The sequence below is a fragment of the Streptococcus sp. 10824 genome (genome assembly GCF_013276595.1).
GTDB lineage: Bacteria > Bacillota > Bacilli > Lactobacillales > Streptococcaceae > Streptococcus > Streptococcus pseudopneumoniae.
The window spans coordinates 13,276-35,901 of record NZ_VMLH01000007.1 but is presented as its reverse complement, the minus strand read 5'-3'; the positions used below and the strand labels follow the sequence as shown (position 1 = coordinate 35,901).

Here is a 22,626-nt window from a genome sequence, read left to right as displayed (position 1 = left end):
TCATTGGTATACAGACTCCTTCTCAAACTCGAAAATGAATCCCTTGTGTCTTATACTCAATGAAAATCAAAGAGCAAACTAGGAAGCTAGCCGCAAGCTGTACTTGAGTACGGTAAGGCGACGCTGACGCGGTTTGAATTTGATTTTCGAAGAGTATAATATACAACGAAAATCTTATGAGAAAATAAAGCTTTATCTTAAATAAACTTAGGAATCAGGATTTTATAAGATTTTCCAATAATATTAGTGTCAATAACAAGAAAAGAGGTATCTTATGACAACATTTACAATTCATACAGTAGAATCAGCGCCAGCAGAAGTGAAAGAAGTTCTTGAAACAGTAGAGAAAGACAACAATGGCTATATTCCCAACCTAATCGGTCTCTTGGCCAATGCACCGACTGCTTTAGAAGCCTACCGAACTGTCGCATCTATCAACCGTCGCAACAGCCTGACACCCGTTGAGCGTGAAGTGGTGCAAATCACGGCAGCCGTGACCAATGGTTGTGCCTTCTGTGTTGCAGGTCACACAGCCTTTTCAATCAAACAAATCCAGATGAATGATGATCTGCTTCAAGCCCTTCGCAATCGTACTCCAATTGAAACAGATCCTAAATTGGACACCCTAGCTAAGTTTACCTTGGCGGTAATCAATACCAAGGGTCGTGTAGGAGATGAAGCCTTGTCTGAGTTTTTAGAAGCTGGCTACAGCCAACAAAATGCCTTGGATGTGGTTCTTGGTGTCAGTCTAGCAAGCCTCTGTAACTATGCCAACAATCTAGCCAATACACCAATTAACCCAGAATTGCAACCTTATGCTTAATTCATATCTGAGTAAAATGAAGTCTGAAATAATCGGACTTCGTTTTTTTAAGTCCTCATTTAAGCGCTTTTATGCTATACTGAAACTAACATGATTATTGGAGGTTAGGATGAAAAAACTCCCCTTAGTATTTTCTGGTTGTTTGCTAGGTTTAGCAGGAGCTGGAAATCTTATTTTAGATATGTTGCCGGTTCTGTCCCATATTTTTAGTCTGACAGGTTTGATTTTGTGGATATTCTTTCTGATTTTGCATCTCTTTAATTGGAAGGAAACCAAGCAAGAATTGACCAAGCCCCCTCTTTTATCAGGGATGGCAACCTTTCCCATGGCTGGGATGATTTTATCAACTTATGTCTTTCGCGTATTCCCTCATCTTCCTTTGGTAGCGCAAGGGCTCTGGTGGTTTTCATTTCTCTTGGACTTGGCCTTGATTGCTGATTTCACCATCAAGTTTGCCTGTCCAGGTCGTAGGGTTCATGCGACTCCTAGCTGGACGGTTCTCTATGTGGGGATAGCGGTGGCTGCCTTGACCTATCCTCTGGTAGGCATCATCGAAATTGCCTATGCGACCTTGAGTTTTGGTTTTCTCTTGACCTTCTATCTCTATCCCCTTATTTATAGCGATTTAAAGAAACATCCACTCCCACTAGCCTTGCTTGGACAAGAAGGAATCTATTGTGCTCCCTTCTCTCTACTCTTGGCTTCTCTGGTTCGAGTTGGAGGAGCTAGCCTACCGACTTGGGTCTTGATTTTCATGCTTTTGGCTTCCCAATCCTTCTTTTTCTTTGTTTTGACTCGCCTACCCAATATTTTAAAACAAGGTTTTCAACCAGCCTTCTCAGCCCTCACCTTCCCGACTATTATCACAGCTACTTCGCTTAAGATGGCTCAGGGAATCTTGAAACTTCCATTTTTGGATTATTTGGTACTGGCTGAAACTGTTATTTGCCTAATCATTTTGCTCTTTGTATTAGGCGCTTATCTGATTTGGTTACGAAAAAAGGTCTAGCTAGAAATAGCTAAACCTTATTTTTTATGGTTTGATGACCTCAGCTCCACCCATGTATGGACGAAGTGCTTCTGGGATGGTCACGGAACCATCTTCATTTTGGTAGTTTTCAAGAATAGCAGCCACTGTACGTCCAACTGCAAGTCCAGAACCGTTCAAGGTATGGAGCAATTTCACCTTGCCATCTGCTTCATCACGGTAACGGATTTGGGCACGACGGGCTTGGAAATCTTCTGTGTTTGAACAGCTTGAGATTTCACGGTAGGTATTTTGGGCTGGAATCCACACTTCCAAGTCGTAAGTCTTCGCAGATGAGAAGCCCATATCTCCAGTAGAGAGCGCAACGACACGGTATGGAAGGTTAAGTTTTTGAAGAATGTTTTCAGCGTTGGTTGTCATTTTTTCCAATTCTTCGTAAGATTCTTCTGGTTTGGCAAATTTAACCATTTCAACCTTATGGAATTGGTGCAAACGAATCAAGCCACGAGTATCACGACCAGCTGAACCAGCCTCAGAACGGAATGATGGGCTCATAGCAGTGAAATAGATTGGCAGGTCTTTACCGTCAAGGATTTCATCACGGTAGTAGTTTGTCAGAGGAACTTCAGCTGTAGGAATAAGGACGTAATTGCTGTCGCTGAGTTCAAAAGTATCTTCCTTGAATTTTGGATATTGACCAGTCCCAAACATAGAATCGTGGTTAACCATGTAAGGCGTGATGACTTCAGTATAACCTTCTTTGCCATGCTCGTCCAACATAAAGTTGTAGATAGCACGTTCCAAACGAGCACCGAGGCCTTTATAGAAGAGGAAGCGAGCGCCTGTTACCTTGCCACCGCGTTCCCAGTCGAGGATACCAAGGTCTTCACCAAGATCCCAGTGAGCTTTTGGCTCGAAATCGAACTCGCGTGGAGTGCCCCAACGACGAACTTCCACATTGTCATCTTCGTCAGCCCCAATAGGAACGCTGTCAGCAGGGATGTTTGGAAGAGTAGTAGTAAATTCTGTCAATTTAGCATCGATTTCTGCCAATTCAGCATCCAAGGCTTTAACCTCAGCAGATAGAGTTTGCATGGCAGCAATCTTGTCATCTGCATTTTCCTTGTTGCGTTTGGCTTGGGCAATCTCAGCAGAAACTGTGTTGCGTTCAGCCTTGAGAGTTTCAACCTTGACCAAGATGTCACGACGTTTAGCGTCGATTTCTTTCATCTCGTTTAAGACAGCAGCATCTACACCACGTGTAGCCAATTTTTCTGCGACAGCATCAAAGTCTGTACGAATACGTTTGATATCTAACATAAGAACTCCTTTATGAAAAAAGCACACCTGACAAAGCGTTGGAGTGGCAGGGCCACGGTTCCATCCAACTTCACAGGTGTGCACTTGATTGTGTATGTAATTGTTATTAACGGTAGAATTTCACCTATCCCTCCTATCTGCTCGCAGCATCCGCAGACTTTCTGAAAGAAGAAGATAACCTACTTATCCGTTGCTATGATTATACTAAAGTTTCTACTTTTTTGCAAATAGATTTTTAAATTTTTGACCAATTGTCTGAATCAGGGTCGGAAGTTTGATGACCTTGTCATTACCCAGTTTTTCACGAGCAATTTTGAGAATGGCACCTGAGTCTTTTGAAGCAAAGAGGAATTTTCCTTTGTCTGTAAAGACTTCGAAGTGGCGACTGATTTTCCGCCCAGTGACATTGGCTCCAATTTGGTTGATATGGCTCCAAGGAATCTGGATAAATTGTTCAACATTGACATCGGGGTAAAATTCCAAAGCCTGATCTCCGACAAGGAATTTCCCAACTTTCCCAGCGATAGAGAGGTAGGAAGTGCCTGTCGTACTGAGGAGTACTGTTTTGTTAAGTGATTGAGCCATGCTTAGTCTTCCTTACTTTCTCCAAAAAAGGCATTGTAGAGGGCTTTAATTGCTGCTTTCTCTTGGTCTTTATTGACAACAAACATAATAGAAACTTCACTAGAACCTTGAGACATCATCTGGATGTTGATTTTGTTTTCAGATAGAGCGCGTGTCGCAGTAGCAGTCACTCCGATATGGCTCTTCATTTTTTCACCAACAATCATAATGATAGAAAGGTCGTGTTCGATTTCTGCATGATCTACTTTAGCCTTTTGAACCAACTGACGAAGGATTTCTTCTTCCTTGATAGGAGTTAGTTCGCGAGAACGGAGAATGATAGAAAGATCGTCGATACCTGTTGGCATATGTTCCCAACCGATGTTAAGATCTTCAAGGATTTGTAGAACCTTGCGTCCAAATCCAACTTCACGGTTCATGAGGTATTTCGACATGTTAATGCTGACAAAGCCTGAGTCACCAGCAATTCCCACAACTGGAAATTCATCACTACTGTGTTTTAGAACGATACGAGTACCTGGGTGGTCAGGGTTATTGGTATTCTTGATAACCAGAGGGATTTTTCCACGGTAGGCAGGAAGAAGAGCTTCGTCATGAAGAACTGAGAATCCTGCATAGGCCAACTCACGCATTTCACGGTAGGTCAACTCAGGGATCGAGTGTGGTTGGTGGATAATACCAGGGTGGGCTGCAAAGATACCATCAACGTCCGTAAAGTTTTCATAGAGGTCGGCTTTTACACCTGCAGCAATGATAGAACCTGTAATATCAGAACCTCCACGTGAGAAAGTACAGATTTGATTTTCCTTGGTAACTCCAAAGAAACCAGGAATGACAAGAACTTCATTTGCATTTGTCAATTCTTCAATCTTGTCATAACTTGATGGAATGATGCGAGCGTGACCAGGTTCACTTGTGACCACAATCCCAGCTTCTCTAGGGTGCATATAGCGTGCATCGATACCATTTTGGTTAAAGTAGGCAGCAATCAATTTGGCATTGTTATTTTCACCGGCTGCTAGGAAAGTATCGTAGAGAAATTCATTTTCTTCGATAGGAAGAGTGGCTAAGGCGCGAATGCTTTTTGAAATTTTTTCTAGCACAGCTGGTTTCAGTCCTAATTCACTAACCATAGCAGCATAGCGGTCGATAATCCAGTTTTGGCTCTTGCTAATATCGTTACCAGCAACATAGTCGCGGTAGTATTTAATCAAGGCATCCGTAACCTTAGTATCTTCAGCATTGCGTTTACCAGGCGCAGAGACGACTACAAAACGACGCTCTGGATCGCTTTTAACGATGTTTAAAACTTTTTCTAATTGACCAGCAGAGGCAAGAGAGCTACCTCCAAATTTAACAACTTTCATAAGAACTCCTAAAGTAAGTATTTTATACGATTATAGCAGAAAGAAAGTCTTTTTTCAATGAAGAAAATGCTATCTTGTTTGGGTGTTTAAACTGCTCGGAATTAGTGTCTATACATCATTATTTTAATCTACTATATTATTTTAGTGTGTAATGTATCGAGGAGATTGAGTCTGTAATACTACCATATAACTTCTCAAATATTGTCATAAACTAGTTTAAATTCCCTAATTACTTTGTTCACATTTACCTTCGATATATTATATCCCATAGTTATAGTGGAAAATACTATTGTTCCGATAAGTGATAGATGTTGTTCCGACTTCCTTGCTATTGTTCCGACAAGGTGATATAATGTGACAGAACGGAGGGATAAAAGATGTATATTACAGTGAAAGAAACCGCTGAAAAGTGGGGAATATCTGACAGAAGGATAAGAATTTTGTGCTCAGAAGGGAAGATTCACGGTGCATATCAAGAGGGAAGAACTTGGAAAATACCATGTGACGCAGTAAAGCCGACAGATGGGAGATATAAGACTAAAGAATCACTCATTCTAGTCTTGGAAGATAAATTAGAAACTCTAAAAAAACGACGTCCTTTAACTGAAGGGGAAGTGGAAAGATTAAATGAAGAATTTTTAGTAGAATATACATACAATTCTAATGCTATTGAAGGGAATACACTGACTTTACGTGAAACAGACATGGTTCTTAGAGGACTTACAATTGACCGAAAATCCTTAAAAGAGCATTTGGAGGTCATTGGACATAAAGATGCTTTTGATTATGTAAGGCAACTGGTTCGTGAAAATGTTCCAATAACTGAAAAGATTATAAAAGATATTCACTATTTGGTTTTGGCAGACAAGAAAGAAGATAGAGGTGTGTATAGAAGGGCTCCAGTTCGAATTATGGGAGCAGCTCATGAACCTGTGCAACCCTATTTAATTGTTCCTAAGATGGAAGAGTTACTGGAACGATATGAAAATAGCAAAGAAGATATTGTTACTAAACTTGCCCGTTTTCATATTGAGTTCGAATCTATTCATCCCTTCATTGATGGAAATGGAAGAACGGGGAGGTTGTTGCTTAATTTGGAACTGATGAAAGCAGGTTATCCACCTATTGATATAAAATTTACTGATAGATTAAAATATTATGAAGCTTTTGACCACTATCATTTAAAGGATGATTTATCAGCCATGGCAGATATGTTTGCTCTATATTTAAATCAGAAACTAGATTTATATTTATCTATTTTAGATAAATGAGAATAAAAGAATTCCGTAGAACTTCAAATTTTTGTCAATAGAGCTCTTTTAAGATAATCTAATCTATAGACTAGGCTGGTTCGGTATCTTTCTGAAAAAATCCTTAACAAACGCCAGCAAAAAGTTAGCGTTTTGCTGTTCAAATTTGTAAAAATAGTATATAATAATACTGTCTCAAAACTTGTCTTTTGATAAGCTAGGGAACAAAAAGAAAAAAACATATCCTTTCCTTAAATACTAAAATATTTAAGGGGGGGTATTTTTTAGTACCTCCAGAAAGGAAAAACGAGAGGTAAGATAATGAGAAAATCATATCGTGATGATAACGGGGAAAAGATTTTCCGTTACTCTATTCGTAAATACCACTTCGGTGCTGCCAGCGTTGCTGTTGCGGCATTGATGTTTTTTGCGAATGGGGCTGTGGCGGCGAGTGAAACAATTACTCCAGTTACGGCAAGTGATGTCGTTACGGCAGGTTCTGATGGCAATGCAGATGGAAATCCGGCGTTCTCGGATGAGGGAGACTCCAAGAAAGCTCTGACTGACCAGCCAGCTGAACTCAAACCATCCGATGAGCTAAAAGCAAAAGAAGCGCCAGCTGAGGAAACCAATCAAGGGCAAGCAGGAGCCGAGCCTAACTCTGCTCAGTCCGAGACAAATCCAGCTAACCAAGAACCTCCTCAAGCAGGAGAAGTAAGAGAGCAAGAACAGCCGACCGTCGCTGATACGACAGCAGCCAAATCGACTCAAGGTAATCTGCAAGCTTTGTTGGCAAAACTAACGCTTAGCTCAATGCAGGAACTCCATGCTGAAGTGGAAACGCGCCTAGCAGCAGCTAAGGCAGTTTTGGAAGATCCAAAAGCGACGCAAGCGCAGGTTGATGAGCAAGCAAGACTGATGGCTGAGCTTACGAGCCGTGTCAATCAAGCCTTGACACCTAGCCTAGAAACTCCAACAATCTTGGAAAAAGCAGGTCTGACATCTACAGGTTTGGCATCTACTGGACTAGCTACTCCAGAGGGAGCTACGACTGCGCAAACAAGTGGAGGAAAAGGTCGTAGAAGAACTTTGAGCGAGCCTACGTCAGATGAAAATCAAAGCATGCCATCTGCTGGAGGGGACTCAACAGGTTCTGGAGCTGGCTCTCAAGCTACTCCACAGACGCTCCCAACCTACACAAATACAGAAGGTAAAAATGGTGTTTATGGACTAAAAGATGAATTAGAGTTCATCACTGAGCAACTCCGAGCTAACGGAGCATCGGCAGATAAAATCCAAGTAGCCAAGGCAGCTGTTGATAAGTTCAATGAAGCCTTCTCTAAAGGCGACACCATCAGTCAATCAGATTTTGATGCGGCCTTAGCAGACCTGAAAAAATCACGTGAACTGATTGAAGGAGTCCTCTCTGAAAAAGAGGCTAATGGAGTGGTTGCTTCAAGTCCCCTTGAACCACGAGCTTTGAATGGTGGTTCATCTGACTATGAAGCTATTCCAACTGAGGATGAATCAGCAAGAGCTGACAATGTAACCATCCAACCGCGCACCAACGCTACAGGATGGTCAGGTTTCCGCTCGATGCCAGCAGGAGCACGAACACGTAATGCACGTTCTGCTGACCAAAATAGAGCAGGAACGGGAATTTATAAAAATAAATATAGATATTATTTTGAAAGAGGTCAAGACCCTGACAGTCCTTATAGTCGTTATACTCTTGCTTTCTTTAACTTAAAAAGACCTCAAGGTGCAGGGATACCTGAGTTAGTAAAAGGCTTAGAAAGCTATTTAACAGCAAAAGTTACTCCAACAGGGAATGGATTTAATTGGGATATTGAAATTAACAAGGGTAGACAATCTGTAGATGGACTTAGCTTTATTTTTACTGTACCTAGTGGACAAATTATAAAACCAGGTACAGTAACTGTAACTAAAACGGATGACCTAGGTACTACTTCGCACTCTGCTAGTGCTAGTGGAAGTGATGATGAGCTGAGCGCATCTTTACAAAGGGCTAATGCACAAAATGTAGCTAAAGGAACGCCAGTTAATACGAATGCACAGAATATTGGGCGTCATTCGTCACAACCAAATTATTATAGTGTTAGGACGCTTCAGGATTTTGTAACTGGAGAAGGTGGAAAGTTTGGAGATGCTTACTACTCTAGGGGTGGTGGAGAAAACAGAGGTAGGTATGACGAATTTCATGATGCTTCGGAACTTCTTTTAGGAGATGCTAAACTAAAACAAGTTATAGATTCTAGGGGAACGACTTATTATGGTCGTGTAGCTGGAAATAACAAATACCGAATTGCTTTCCAAACTACAGGAAATGATGATTTAGATAAGTTATCATATCTAGCTGCTATAAAAGGATTTATAAATGGTAGAGCTAACTATGGTTTAGTTTTACATGCCAGAACGAATTCTGAAAAAGGTTTCGCAGATGGAACGAAATTCCGCCTTAAAGGGAATGGATACTACGAAGTTGATAAAAATACCGCTTACTTCACAAATAGTGGTTTATATGGAGAAGGTAGTGTCGTTAAAACAGATGGTAACAATAAAGTTTACTCTTATGCTAAATATGATGATAGACCTCTGGACTCTGGAGTTAAGGGAGTGTTAACTAGTAGTAAGACTAGAGGTTCAGACGGAGCATTCGAGCTTGATGTAAAATCGTATAGCGAATATGTAGATGAAGCTGATAGGGGACTAGATAAAGAAACAGCTATACACGATGCAGAAGCTGCAGGTCAAAATATTACTTGGTACAAAGGTGCGGATGAAATCAGCAAAGAAAACCTAACAAAAGATGCTATCTCTACACCTGGTGTTCATACTTATAAATATAAAGTTTCTTATAATGATGGTTCTTATAATGATGGTTCTTATAATGATGGTACAATTAATTTTGTAACAAAACCGAAGAAACCAACTATTGATACAAACTTGAGCACAGCGGCTGGGACAACTACGAATATTAGAGTATCCAATGTGGATAGCAATACGACTGTTGAACTCTATAAAAAAGGCAATAAGGGACAAAGCGACACCCTGGTATCTAGTATCTCTTCAGGGAACCAAGGAGGAACCGTTACTTTTAACAATATCACTGTTGACTATGCAAATTATTACGTCAAGCAAAAGGTTAACGGCACTTGGTATGGACAGGATGGTACAAAACGTGAGGGTGTCTATTCAGACCAATCGTCAGAAAAAGATGCATCAGCAATTGTTATAGAGCGTATCGGTGCTATTGGTGGACAAAACGATACAACATGGAAGGGTAAACCTGCTTTAAATAACATTACGGACTTTAACCTACCAGCTGGAAGTGACGTTTTGATAGGATTTCGAGCTAAGAGTCCAAAAGGGCTTAAGAGCTTGAATATCACTGTTTTGGGTGGGCTAAAAGGAAAAAGTGAAGAATATTATGGACAACAAGGCGACACGACACTAGGGGTCAACTTAAGATCTCCAGGAGGAAACTCAGGTGGTTATTCTGTCATCGTCACTGCTACTGATCGTTTAGGGAATGTAAAAGAATACCGAATGGGTATAAATTTCCCGCCAAACTCAGGTAGCTTTGAGAAAAATCCAACAGAAGACTATATCACCACTCCAGAAAAACTCAAAGGTAAGGCTCTGGTTCCTCTCGCAACAGAACAGCCACCAATTGTTTTAAGAGTTGAAGGGATCCATGCCAGCAATTCAACTGGAATCGACAAGGCTAACCAATGGAGAGTCTTCTTGGTAAATGGTGGTAAAAATGTTGAAGATAGAGAAAGTGGTAGTCAAAAAGCAGTTGATTTCCAAGATCATATTGTAGCAGAAACGGTTCTCAAAGAAGGTGGGGTAGCTGAATTTGTATCTGCAGATCCGGCAAGACCGTTCAAGAAGGAAAACTTGGGAAGGAAACCTCTGCGTATAGTTGTAGCCGCGGTCAATAGAACGACACATCAAATTGTTGATAAGTACGTCTCTGCTTTGAGTGATGACACTCTGGAAGCTACTTACCCTCAGTTTACTAAGAGTCCAGAACTATACAAGGGAACGAATGAAATTACAGCTTCTATCGGTCGCTTACAAGCGGATAAGGCGCAAGTTCGCTATACAGATGAAACTGGAATGGACAAGACTGTTGGTTTTAGCAAGGTCAATAGTCGTTGGGAAAAAGACAATCCGAATCAAGATACCACTATCGTCGTAACAGAAGATGCTGGAAATACAGGAACAGCAACGGTTCATATCCCTTACGGTACAGCTAAGAGAGGAACAGAAATTTTTGCTAGCCAAAAAGTAGATGCCAATACAGAATACAGTGAGGAAAGCAAGATAGAGGTACCGACAGGTCCAACGGTTAAACATCCAAACAAACCAGAGATTAGCCAAAGCCCAGAAGACTTGGATGTAACCATAAAAATAGGACAAGGAAATGCGAATAGAGCAACTGTATTATTTAGTGATTCAAGGAACTCTTTCCGAACTTTCATGCTTTCTAAAAAAGGAAGCAGTTGGGAGAAGGATCAAGCGCAAGCGGTTCCAGAGGTCTCTGTTACAAGTACTAACGATGGAACAGCCCTAGTTCGTATCCCATATGGAGTAGCTAAAGTTGGAACACAAGTTGTAGCCAATCAGAGAAAAGAAGGACAAACCAATCCATCTGAGAATGCCTTTCATAAAGTTTTAGGACGCTTGGAAGGCTTGACAAATACAGCTCAAGCTGATGGTTCAGTTGATATTACTGTACCAGATACGGCTACGAAGTTTGATTTGACCTACCACAACCAGCAAAATAATATAACTGAAACACTTCACTATAACAAGGATGCCCAAGGACGTTGGGGAATTGTGACAGATATCACTGCTAACGGTAATCGCTTTACCTTGCCAAAAGGTTTGGTGGCTGACGGGACAACCGTTTCGGTCATCGCATCAAATGACGATAGAACAACTACTACAGTAGAAAGTAAAGCCAAGTTTGAACAGCCGAGTGCAACGACTAGTGCGACACGTCAAAATGGTGATGTAGAAGTTACCTTACCAACAGATGCAGAAGATGTGACCTTAACTTATAAGAACAAACAAAATACCAGCACCACAGTAACACTGGCTAAACAAGGAAATACTTGGAGTTCTTCAACAAACTTACCAGATGGTGTCAGCCTAGCAAATGGTAAGGTTACATTTGACTACACAAAACTAAACAGAGATACAGCTATCACAACAGACTCTACTAGAGGACAAAATGATGTCAAGTCTCAAGCAAATAGCGTAAGTCACAATATCCCAGAACACACTGCTCCAACAACCCAAAACGTTGTTATCGCTGCAGGTGCGACACCTACAAATGAGCAATTAGCTACAGGTGTAACAGTCGCAACCAAACAATCCGTTGTAGCAAAAGAGACACAAACTGCTATTGCTGCAGGAACGACTAAAGTTGTTGCAACTACCTTGACTTACCAAGATGGGTCAACAGAAGATGTAGATATAACGGTTAAATCAAGACCAAATACTCCAACAGTAACTAAGAGTCGAGAAAATCTTGTTGATGAAGCTTTGGAATCTACAGCGCGTAGCATTTCAGGGACAGCAACTCCAAGGGCAACTGTAACAATCACCTTGCAAGATGGAACACACCGTACTGCGCAAGCGGATGAAAACGGTGCATGGAGTTATGCTCTAAAAGATAGAGAAGTGTTATCATATACACCTAATGGTTTTAATAACAATAGAACGGATACTCTAGGGGTTAATGCAACTCGTGTTAAAGTTTCGCAAACGGTAGACAATATTTCTTCTGCTGAAAAAGAGATAGATGTTTATCTAGGAAATGCCAATGTGGTAGGAGCGGTAGCGGCTGGTCGTGATATTGATTTGAGCATTCCACACGATGCGTACACAGTGGCAGTAAAAGTGGCAGGTAGAGGAAGTGATATCGGAATTACTCGAGATGCTACAGGAAACTGGAGAATTGTGGATGCTAGAGATCGTGATGCTATAGAGATTGTTCAAGGTAGTGCGAATCAGGATCCGAGTCGCATAAATCTAACACTTAGGTTGAAAAACACCGATCCAGCAAGTACACCTAGCTTTAGGCTTCAAAAAGGTGATAACAAGATAGAGACACGTGTTCATGTACCGATAGGTGATAATATTTGGGGTAGACCTGCGAGCGGATGGGTTGGAAGCTCGGTAACCAATACACTTCCAACAGTAGAATGGCAGTCTGGAAAAGAAGTTCAGGAAGGTCAAACCATTCCATCGCCAACGGTCGATGAGTTGAAAGATTACTTTGTAGGGCATGACGCTGAGGATGATGCAGGTAAGACAGTAGGATACGGAGCTTCTTCACAAAGGAACTTACGTGTTCGTGTATTCACTGGTCGAGATACTGCTCGCAATATCGAGGGAACTTCTGTCAGTGCTCAAGCAAATGGTCGAATCGCTCCAGGTAACTATACTCTTGTTTTATCAACACGAGATGCTGCAGGAGAAGAGTCTACTACACTAGAAAAAAATATTGTTATTCAAAGCTATGCGGACTATTATCGTAACACTGTCAAGTACCCAAGAGCTGAAGAAAAAGTCACCTATAATGATACAGCAATCGCGAATGGTAACTTTACACCAGCAGCCAAAACAAGATTTAAAGATAAAATTCAAGAGCTAAATGGTACGGTACTGCCAGCAACAACAACCTATACAACTGGTAATACAGATGATAATAATAAAGTCGCTGTGCTTGGCTTCCCAGATGGATCTACTATTGATATTTCGCATGCGGTTGTAGCCAAACCAACAGAGCCGACATTTACTAGGACCGCTGGTGATGAACATGATCCTAAGTTACAAGATATAGACCGTGTAGTTAGAGGTACGGCGCTTCAAAGTGCTACGAAGGTTGTATTGACCTTACAAACTGGTAAAACTGTTGAAATTGACGCTAATAACGGAAAAGACCCAGCTAATCTTCAAACAGGCGAAGGTGCACTGAAAAATGGTGTCTGGATCTATAAACTAGAGAATAATATGTACTTACGTCAAACAGAGCACACAGCTGAAATTGGCTCGTCAGACCAACCTGTTAAAGTAAAACAAATTGTCTTTACTGCCGAAAGCGATGAAAGCAAGATTTATGTAGCTAAAAAGCGTAATTTCGAAGGTAAAACCATTACAGCAGCTAAGGGAAGTCAAACTCTGACTGCCTTGAAAGCAGATGCTCGAAAAGGCATTAAATATACTGAAAACAATGTAGAAAAAGACTTCCCAGGTGACTTTACAGCTAGATGGAAAGACGGACAGCCTGATATTGAAAGGGTTGGAACAAGAACATATAAGGTTCGATTATCAGAGACTGGTTCAAGTAGGGTCGACGAACGCGGTGTAAAGATTACAGTTACCAATCCAGCACCAGCAGAGTTGACTCATGAGAACAAGCAAAATGGTACAACTCGTATTAAGTTACCAGATGATGCGGATAGAGTTGTATTTACAATTCCTGGCGATAACCAGTTAAATGATGTGACTGTCACACACTCAGAAAGGGATGGATGGACAGTACCAGCTAACTCTGTACTTACAAAAGATGGTGACTATCTGGTTGTTAAGTCGAAAGATGTTGGAGGAACTCGCAACATTACAGCTGTCGCCACTAAAGGTGAAGGAAATCTTAAGAGCGCAGAAACAGCAGCGTCAATTACGGTGCCTGAACATCAAGTTGAAACTAAAAAAATCAGAAAAGTAAAAGGTACAGCATTGACAAATACTGACTTATTAAAAGCAGTAGAAGTTGATAATAAAAAATCTGCGAAACTTAAAGTAGGAACAACAGAGCCAGAAACAGTAGGTTTTCATGAAGTAGATGTTACTGTAACTTATAATGATAAATCGACAGAAGATGTGAAAGTAGCTTATGAAATTCTTGAGAGCACAGTAGAAGTACCAACGACAGGAATCGAGGGAGAATACCCACATCCAACCGTAGACCTTACAGGTAAACAAGTAGGAGACAAGGTACCATACACACCACAAGACATTACAGGCAATGATGGTAAGGTATGGAAACCGAAGAATCCAGCAGCAATTGAAATTGTAGTAGGTCAAACACCACCGAGCGTTGAATATGTAGCGAAAGCAACGGATCAAGGCACAGTAGAAGTACCAACGACAGGAATCGAGGGAGAATACCCACATCCAACCGTAGACCTTACAGGTAAACAAGTAGGAGACAAGGTACCATACACACCACAAGACATTACAGGCAATGATGGTAAGGTATGGAAACCGAAGAATCCAGCAGCAATTGAAATTGTAGTAGGTCAAACACCACCGAGCGTTGAATATGTAGCGAAAGCAACGGATCAAGGCGATAAGAAATCTGAAGCTAAGAAAGAAATCGACCAAGCGGCTGAGACTAAGAAAGCTGAGATTGATAAGCGTACCGACTTGACGAAAGAAGAGAAGGACAAAGCGAAAACTGATGTTAATACAGCAGCAAAAGACGCTAAGAAAGCTATTGACGACGCGACAACTAACGATAAGGTAGAAGAAGCGAAGACTAATGGCACTAAGGATATCAATAACATCAATCCAACTGGCGATAAGAAATCTGACGCTAAGAAAGAAATCGACCAAGCGGCTGAGACTAAGAAAGCTGAGATTGATAAGCGTACCGACTTGACGAAAGAAGAGAAGGACAAAGCGAAAACTGATGTTGATACAGTAGCAAAAGACGCTAAGAAAGCTATTGACGACGCGACAACTAACGATAATGTAGATGAAGCGAAGAATAATGGCACTACCGCTATCAATAACATCAATCCAACTGGCGATAAGAAAGCAGCAGCTAAGAAAGAAATCGACAAAGCGGCTGAGACTAAGAAAGCTGAGATTGATAAGCGTACCGACTTGACGAAAGAAGAGAAGGACAAAGCGAAAACTGATGTTGATACAGCAGCAAAAGACGCTAAGAAAGCTATTGACGACGCGACAACTAACGATAAGGTAGAAGAAGCGAAGAATAATGGCAATACAGCTATCGATAACATCAACCCAACTGGCGATAAGAAATCTGACGCTAAGAAAGAAATCGACAAAGCAGCTGAGGCTAAGAAAGATGAGATTGATAAGCGTACCGACTTGACGAAAGAAGAGAAGGACAAAGCGAAAACTGATGTTAATACAGCAGCAAAAGACGCTAAGAAAGCTATTGACGACGCGACAACTAACGATAAGGTAGAAGAAGCGAAGAATAATGGCAATACAGCTATCGATAACATCAATCCTCAGCCTGCTCCTCGTCCAAATCCAACACCAACTCCACGTCCTGAAGACAGTACTAACACTAACAACGGTGGTAACACTAATAACAGTGGTAACACTAATAACGGTGGTAACACTAACAATGGTGGCAACACCAACAATAGTGCTAATACTGACAACGGTGCGAATACCGACGACAATAGCAGTAACAGCAATACTAGTGGCGACACTAATAATAGTGCTAACACTAACAATGGCGGTACTGACACCCCTGCTGACAGCAATAGCAATAGTGTGAAACCAGATAACAGCGGTAATACTCCAGCTCAAGAAACACCAGTTTCTACATCTACTTCAAACAATTCAGGCACCACAGTGACTCCTAGTGAGACTCGTCCTGTTGACAAGTCTGAACTTGCTCGATTGGTTGAAGAACTGGAAACTCGTTTGAAAGACTTGGATGGTATTGATAAATCTGTCATCGACGCTGCGAAGGTCATTCTCGGAGAGGGTCAAGAAGCCCTTAGAAATGCTGACTTGACAGAGACAGGCTTGAAAGAGATGACTGCCAAGGTCAAAGAAGCACTCGAATCCTTGAAAGGCAAGCAAGCAACTAAGGATGAAGAAGAAACGAAAGAAACAAGCAAAGAGCAAGGTCATCTTCCATACGGTACGATGATTGGCAGCCTGCTCGCCCTTCTTGGTCTCCTTCTCTTCCTCATCGCGCGTCGTAAGAAAGAGTCAGAACTCAAGAAATTGACCAAGGAATTGACTAAGGTTCTGCAAGAAAGCGATCTTACAAGTGTAGATGCGAAAGTTCTCGACCAAGCACGAGAAGCTCTCGCTCAAGCGGTTGCCTTCCTAGCCAATGAGAAAGAGTCTGACCACACAGAAGATGAGTTGATTGAGAAACTCAAAGCTATTCTTGCTCAGTTAAGATAAGCGACATGTGAAATATCGCAGGCGACCATAGAAGTTACTACATTGCTGGATAATAACTATAGGAAAAGTTAGTCGCAAACCTGTAGTGGGAATATACCAGCTTCTAGCGGGGAAGTGGTTCTGGGAACAGGGCACCGTCTTTTGGATGGGAATGTTTCCTCCTTAGTACAAGTAGAAGCCTTTGATGGTAGAGTAAGATAAAGAAGAAACACGAGACAAGTAAGATAGTTCATGAAATGGAACTGAAAATTGCTGGTGTGGACTCTTGAAGGAAGTAATGGATAGAAAGAAGTTGAAAAGCGTCTTTCTATCCATCTTTCTTCGGGAGTCTATGTAAGCGTTTTCTGTTCTAAAGCGAGCCTTTCCAATCGGCTGAGACACTTTCAGTCAATTTTTTCTTGCTTTCTGTTCCTAAAAAAGATATACTTTGAAAATAAAATAATTCAATACTCAATGAAAATCAAAGAGCAAACTAGGAAGCTAGCCGTAGTCAGCTCAAAGCACTGCTTTGANNACTGTTTTGAGGTTGCAGATGGAAGTTGACGTAGTTTGAAGAGATTTTCGAAGAGTATAAACTGCTTATAAAATAAAAAGGAGTCCAGATGGAACATATTATTTATCAGCTTGAAGAGGATTTGGCAATTATTACTTTAAACCGTCCTGATGTCGCTAATGGTTTCCATATTCCCATGTGTGAGGAGATCTTAGAAGCCTTGACTCTGGCAGAAGAAAATCCAGCTGTGCATTTTATCTTAATCAATGCCAATGGAAAGGTCTTCTCAGTTGGGGGAGATTTGGTAGAGATGAAGCGGGCAGTGGATGAGGATGATATTCCATCATTGACAAAAATCGCAGAGTTGGTCAATACGATTTCTTATAAAATCAAGCAAATAGCCAAACCTGTTTTAATGGAAGTTGACGGTGCTGTTGCAGGTGCCGCAGCGAATATGGCTGTTGCGGCAGATTTCTGTTTGGCGACGGATAAGGCTAAGTTTATCCAAGCCTTTGTTGGTGTTGGTTTGGCTCCAGATGCAGGGGGAATTCATCTCTTGAGCCGCAGTATCGGTGTGACGCGTGCTGCTCAATTAGCTATGACAGGAGAGGCTTTAACGGCAGAAAAAGCCCTAGAATGGGGGTTGGTTTACCGCGTTTCTGAAGCTGAAAAACTTGAAAAGACGAGAGAACAGCTTCTTAAAAAATTAAGACGTGCTTCAAGTAATTCCTATGCTGCCATTAAGAAGTTGGTTTGGGAGAGCCAGTTTAAAGACTGGCAGGGTTACGCTACTTTAGAACTGAATCTACAGAAATCCTTAGCTCAAACAGAGGATTTCAAAGAAGGAGTGCGAGCTCATTCGGAGAGAAGAAGACCTAAATTTACAGGAAAATAAAAAATACTTGCATCATTCTTTGAATTTTGATATAATTCTTTCTGTCAAATGTTTTGATTGTAAAAGTTTTTTGAAGAAGGAGGGATATGAAAAATGGACTACCAACGAATCAATGAATATTTAACATCTATATTTAACAATGTCCTTGTAATTGAGGAAGTGAACTTGAGAGGTAGTCGTTTTAAGGATATCTCCATCAAAGAAATGCATACGATTGATGTCATCGGTAAGGCTCCAGATGTGACTCCAAGTCAAGTGTCAAAAGAGTTGATGGTAACTCTTGGAACTGTTACGACAAGTTTGAACAATTTAGAGCGTAAGGGATACATTGAGCGAGTTCGGTCAGAACAGGATCGTCGTGTGGTGCATCTGCATTTGACAAAGAAGGGGCGCTTGATCCATAGACTGCATAAACGCTTCCACAAGGCCATGGTAGAAAAAATTATTGATGGCATGAGCGAGGAAGAAATTGATGTTATGAGCAAAGGTTTGACTAATCTTTACCAATTTTTGGAGGATTTGAAATAATGGCTTTTGCAAAAATAAGCCAGGTTGCTCATTATGTGCCAGAGCAAGTGGTTACAAATCACGACTTGGCTCAGATTATGGATACCAATGATGAGTGGATTTCAAGTCGAACGGGAATACGACAAAGGCATATTTCAAGAACAGAATCTACCAGTGATTTGGCTACGGAAGTTGCTAAGAAACTGATGGCAAAAGCTGGAATAATAGGAGAGGAACTGGATTTTATCATCCTAGCTACCATTACTCCAGATTCGATGATGCCCTCTACAGCTGCTCGTGTTCAAGCTAATATTGGTGCTAATAAAGCCTTTGCTTTTGACTTAACCGCGGCTTGCAGTGGATTTGTATTTGCTCTTTCAACTGCTGAAAAGTTTATCGCTTCTGGTCGCTTTCAAAAAGGCTTGGTGATTGGTAGTGAAACCCTCTCTAAGGCAGTCGATTGGTCGGATCGATCAACAGCTGTGTTGTTTGGAGATGGTGCTGGTGGTGTCTTGTTAGAAGCTAGCGAGCAAGAGCATTTCTTAGCTGAGAGTCTCAATAGCGATGGAAGTCGCAGTGAGTGTTTAACTTATGGGCATTCAGGTTTGCATTCTCCATTTTCAGATCAAGAAAGTGCAGATTCATTTTTGAAGATGGATGGACGCGCAGTCTTTGATTTTGCCATTCGAGATGTAGCCAAGTCTATCAAGCAGACTATTGAAGAATCTCCTATAGAGGCGACAGACTTGGATTATCTGCTATTGCATCAGGCTAATATCCGTATTTTGGATAAGATGGCTAGAAAAATTGGTGTTGACCGAGACAAACTTCCAGCCAATATGATGGAATATGGCAATACCAGTGCAGCCAGTATCCCGATTTTACTTTCAGAGTGTGTAGAACAAGGCCTCATCCCTTTAGATGGTAGTCAGACTGTTCTGCTATCAGGCTTCGGTGGAGGCTTGACCTGGGGCACGCTCATTCTTACAATTTAGGTAATCATGTGGTGAACACATTGTTATAAAAAACTATTTATTTTAAAGGAGTCCTATCATGGCAGTATTTGAAAAAGTACAAGAAATTATCGTTGAAGAACTTGGAAAAGACGCATCAGAAGTAACACTTGAATCAACTTTTGATGATTTGGACGCTGATTCATTGGACTTGTTCCAAGTAATCTCAGAAATCGAAGATGCTTTTGATATCCAAATCGAAGCAGAAGATGACTTGAAAACAGTTTGTGACTTGGTTGCCTACGTTGAAGAGCAAACAAAATAATACTCAATGAAAATCAAAGAGCAAACTAGGAAGCTAGCCGCAGGCTGTACTTGAGTACGCCAAGGTGACGCTGACGTGGTTTGAATTTGATTTTCGAAGAGTATAAGCAGAATATAGATAGAAGGAGTAGGGAAACCCGCTCCCTCTTGTTTAGGCAATAGTTTGATTGTCAAATTATGACAGTATCGAACTATTACGTAAGCAAGAAACGATGGAGGCACTATGAAAACGCGTATTACAGAATTATTGAACATTGATTATCCTATCTTTCAAGGAGGAATGGCTTGGGTTGCTGATGGTGATTTGGCAGGGGCTGTTTCTAAGGCTGGAGGACTAGGGATTATCGGTGGGGGAAATGCCCCGAAAGAAGTTGTCAAGGCAAATATTGATAAGATCAAATCATTGACGGATAAACCCTTTGGTGTCAACATCATGCTCTTGTCTCCCTTTGTGGAAGATATTGTAGATCTCGTTATCGAGGAAGGTGTTAAGGTAGTGACAACAGGTGCAGGAAATCCTGGTAAATACATGGAACGTTTCCATGAAGCAGGGATTACAGTTATTCCTGTTGTACCAAGCGTTGCCCTAGCTAAACGAATGGAAAAAATTGGTGCGGACGCTGTTATCGCAGAAGGAATGGAAGCTGGGGGACATATCGGTAAATTAACAACCATGACCTTGGTGCGTCAAGTGGCGGCAGCTGTATCTATTCCTGTTATTGCTGCAGGAGGAATTGCGGATGGTGAAGGTGCTGCGGCTGGCTTTATGCTAGGTGCAGAGGCTGTACAGGTGGGGACACGGTTTGTAGTTGCAAAAGAGTCGAATGCCCATCCAAACTACAAGGAGAAAATTTTAAAAGCAAGGGATATTGATACTACGATTTCAGCTCAGCACTTTGGTCATGCTGTTCGTGCTATTAAAAATCAGTTGACTAGAGATTTTGAACTGGCTGAAAAAGATGCCTTTAAGCAGGAAGATCCTGATTTAGAAATCTTTGAACAAATGGGAGCAGGCGCCCTAGCTAAAGCAGTTGTTCACGGTGATGTGGATGGTGGCTCTGTCATGGCAGGTCAAATCGCAGGGCTTGTTTCTAAAGAAGAAACAGCTGAAGAAATCCTAAAAGATTTGTATTACGGAGCAGCTAAGAAAATTCAAGAAGAAGCCTCTCGCTGGGCAGGAGTTGTAAGAAATGACTAAAACAGCCTTTTTATTTGCTGGTCAAGGTGCCCAGTATCTAGGGGTGGGACGGGATCTCTATGATCACTACCCTATTGTCAAAGAAACGATTGATCGAGCGAGTCAGGTGCTCGGTTATGATTTGCGTTATCTCATCGATAGGGAAGAAGACAAACTCAATCAGACCCGCTATACGCAACCAGCCATTCTAGCGACTTCGGTTGCTATCTACCGTTTATTGCAAGAAAAGGGCTATCAGCCTGATATGGTTGCTGGTTTATCTCTTGGAGAATACTCTGCCTTGGTGGCCAGTGGCGCCTTGGATTTTGAAGATGCGGTTGCCTTGGTAGCTAAGCGTGGAGCCTATATGGAAGAAGCGGCTCCTGCTGACTCTGGCAAGATGGTAGCAGTTCTCAATACGCCAGTAGAGGTCATTGAAGAAGCCTGTCAAAAAGCTTCTGAACTTGGAGTGGTTACTCCAGCCAACTATAACACACCTGCACAAATCGTCATTGCTGGAGAAGTGGTTGCAGTTGATCGAGCGGTTGAACTTTTGCAAGAAGCAGGTGCCAAACGCTTGATTCCTCTCAAGGTGTCAGGTCCCTTTCACACCGCTCTCCTTGAGCCTGCTAGCCAGAAACTAGCTGAAACTCTAGCTCGGGTAAGTTTTTCAGATTTTACTTGTCCCCTAGTCGGCAATACAGAAGCTGCTGTGATGCAAAAAGAGGACATTGCTCAGCTCTTGACGCGTCAGGTCAAGGAACCCGTTCGTTTCTATGAAAGTATTGGGGTCATGCAAGAAGCAGGCATAAGCAACTTTATCGAGATTGGACCGGGGAAAGTCTTGTCAGGTTTTGTTAAAAAAATTGATCAAACTGCTCACTTAGCTCATGTGGAAGATCAAGCGAGTTTAGTAGCACTTTTAGAAAAATAGACTAAAATAAGTAGAAGTTTTGAAAGGAAAAAAATGAAACTAGAACATAAAAATATCTTTATTACAGGTTCGAGTCGTGGAATTGGTCTTGCCATCGCCCACAAGTTTGCTCAAGCAGGAGCCAACATTGTCTTAAACAGTCGTGGGGCAATCTCAGAAGAATTGCTCGCTGAGTTTTCAAACTATGGTATCAAGGTGGTTCCCATTTCAGGAGATGTATCAGATTTTGCAGACGCTAAGCGTATGATTGATCAAGCTATTGCAGAACTGGGTTCAGTAGATGTTTTGGTCAACAATGCAGGGATCACCCAAGATACTCTTATGCTTAAGATGACAGAAGCAGATTTTGAAAAAGTGCTCAAGGTCAATCTGACTGGTGCCTTTAATATGACACAATCAGTCTTGAAACCGATGATGAAAGCTAGAGAAGGTGCTATCATTAATATGTCTAGTGTTGTTGGTTTGATGGGGAATATTGGTCAAGCTAACTATGCTGCTTCTAAGGCTGGCTTGATTGGCTTTACCAAGTCTGTGGCACGCGAGGTCGCTAGTCGGAATATACGAGTCAATGTGATTGCTCCAGGAATGATTGAGTCTGATATGACCGCTATCTTATCAGATAAGATTAAGGAAGCTACACTAGCTCAGATTCCGATGAAAGAATTTGGGCAGGCAGAGCAGGTTGCAGATTTGACAGTATTTTTAGCAGGCCAAGATTATCTAACTGGTCAAGTGGTTGCCATTGATGGTGGCTTAAGTATGTAGCGAAAGCTAGAGGTGAAA

General features: G+C 41.5%; 14 protein-coding genes. 11 read left to right on the top strand and 3 right to left on the bottom strand.

Translation table 11 applies throughout. The features are described from left to right. Positions 1 to 274 precede the first annotated feature (274 nt). Both HT701_RS01010 and HT701_RS01005 read left to right on the top strand, forming a co-directional pair. Positions 275 to 823 carry a carboxymuconolactone decarboxylase family protein gene (locus HT701_RS01010; protein ID WP_172931109.1) on the top strand — a complete coding sequence of 183 codons (549 nt, stop codon included), beginning with the start codon at positions 275 to 277 and terminating at the stop codon, positions 821 to 823. Positions 824 to 932: 109 nt separating this feature from the next. Next, positions 933 to 1,832, top strand: a complete 900-nt coding sequence (locus tag HT701_RS01005; RefSeq protein WP_172931108.1) for a TDT family transporter — start codon at positions 933 to 935, stop codon at positions 1,830 to 1,832. 24 nt (positions 1,833 to 1,856) lie between these two features. Here HT701_RS01005 and serS read toward each other — a convergent pair whose 3' ends face one another. The 3 genes from serS to HT701_RS00990 form a co-directional block, all read right to left on the bottom strand. After that, positions 1,857 to 3,131: a serine--tRNA ligase gene (gene serS / locus HT701_RS01000; protein ID WP_100104178.1), complete on the bottom strand. Its 1,275-nt coding sequence runs from the start codon at positions 3,129 to 3,131 to the stop codon at positions 1,857 to 1,859. A 213-nt stretch (positions 3,132 to 3,344) separates the two neighbouring features. Further along, positions 3,345 to 3,716, bottom strand: a complete 372-nt coding sequence (locus HT701_RS00995; protein WP_000079356.1) for a DUF956 family protein — start codon at positions 3,714 to 3,716, stop codon at positions 3,345 to 3,347. Positions 3,717 to 3,718: 2 nt separating this feature from the next. Further along, positions 3,719 to 5,083 (bottom strand): aspartate kinase, encoded by a 1,365-nt coding sequence (locus HT701_RS00990; RefSeq protein ID WP_172931107.1) that lies wholly within the window; start codon positions 5,081 to 5,083, stop codon positions 3,719 to 3,721. A gap of 377 nt (positions 5,084 to 5,460) precedes the next feature. Between HT701_RS00990 and HT701_RS00985 the strand changes: the two genes are divergently transcribed. From HT701_RS00985 to fabG, 9 genes are all read left to right on the top strand, one after another. Beyond that, positions 5,461 to 6,354, top strand: coding sequence for a DNA-binding protein (locus HT701_RS00985; RefSeq protein WP_119919961.1), 894 nt, complete (start codon positions 5,461 to 5,463; stop codon positions 6,352 to 6,354). A gap of 300 nt (positions 6,355 to 6,654) precedes the next feature. Continuing rightward, entirely contained in the window at positions 6,655 to 16,560 is a 9,906-nt protein-coding gene (locus tag HT701_RS00975; protein ID WP_240152339.1) for a DUF1542 domain-containing protein, read from the top strand. A 602-nt stretch (positions 16,561 to 17,162) separates the two neighbouring features. Continuing rightward, positions 17,163 to 17,948 (top strand): enoyl-CoA hydratase, encoded by a 786-nt coding sequence (locus HT701_RS00960; RefSeq protein WP_000400065.1) that lies wholly within the window; start codon positions 17,163 to 17,165, stop codon positions 17,946 to 17,948. 93 nt (positions 17,949 to 18,041) lie between these two features. After that, the gene (locus HT701_RS00955; RefSeq protein WP_000386348.1) at positions 18,042 to 18,476 is read left to right on the top strand and encodes a MarR family transcriptional regulator; all 435 of its coding nucleotides are present in this window, start codon (positions 18,042 to 18,044) and stop codon (positions 18,474 to 18,476) included. After that, positions 18,476 to 19,450 carry a beta-ketoacyl-ACP synthase III gene (locus tag HT701_RS00950; protein ID WP_119920019.1) on the top strand — a complete coding sequence of 325 codons (975 nt, stop codon included), beginning with the start codon at positions 18,476 to 18,478 and terminating at the stop codon, positions 19,448 to 19,450. Before HT701_RS00955 ends, HT701_RS00950 begins: the two co-directional genes overlap by 1 nt. Before the next feature lie 58 nt (positions 19,451 to 19,508). Next, positions 19,509 to 19,733: an acyl carrier protein gene (locus HT701_RS00945; RefSeq protein ID WP_172931106.1), complete on the top strand. Its 225-nt coding sequence runs from the start codon at positions 19,509 to 19,511 to the stop codon at positions 19,731 to 19,733. Between the two features lie 222 nt (positions 19,734 to 19,955). Continuing rightward, a complete protein-coding gene (fabK, locus tag HT701_RS00940) occupies positions 19,956 to 20,930 on the top strand; it encodes an enoyl-[acyl-carrier-protein] reductase FabK (RefSeq protein WP_023941276.1) in 975 nt (324 codons plus the stop codon). Then, entirely contained in the window at positions 20,923 to 21,843 is a 921-nt protein-coding gene (fabD, locus tag HT701_RS00935; protein ID WP_119920018.1) for an ACP S-malonyltransferase, read from the top strand. The genes fabK and fabD overlap by 8 nt, the downstream gene beginning before the upstream one ends. A 33-nt stretch (positions 21,844 to 21,876) precedes the next feature. Continuing rightward, positions 21,877 to 22,608 (top strand): 3-oxoacyl-[acyl-carrier-protein] reductase, encoded by a 732-nt coding sequence (gene fabG / locus HT701_RS00930; RefSeq protein ID WP_000763053.1) that lies wholly within the window; start codon positions 21,877 to 21,879, stop codon positions 22,606 to 22,608. The last annotated feature ends 18 nt before the right edge of the window (positions 22,609 to 22,626 follow it).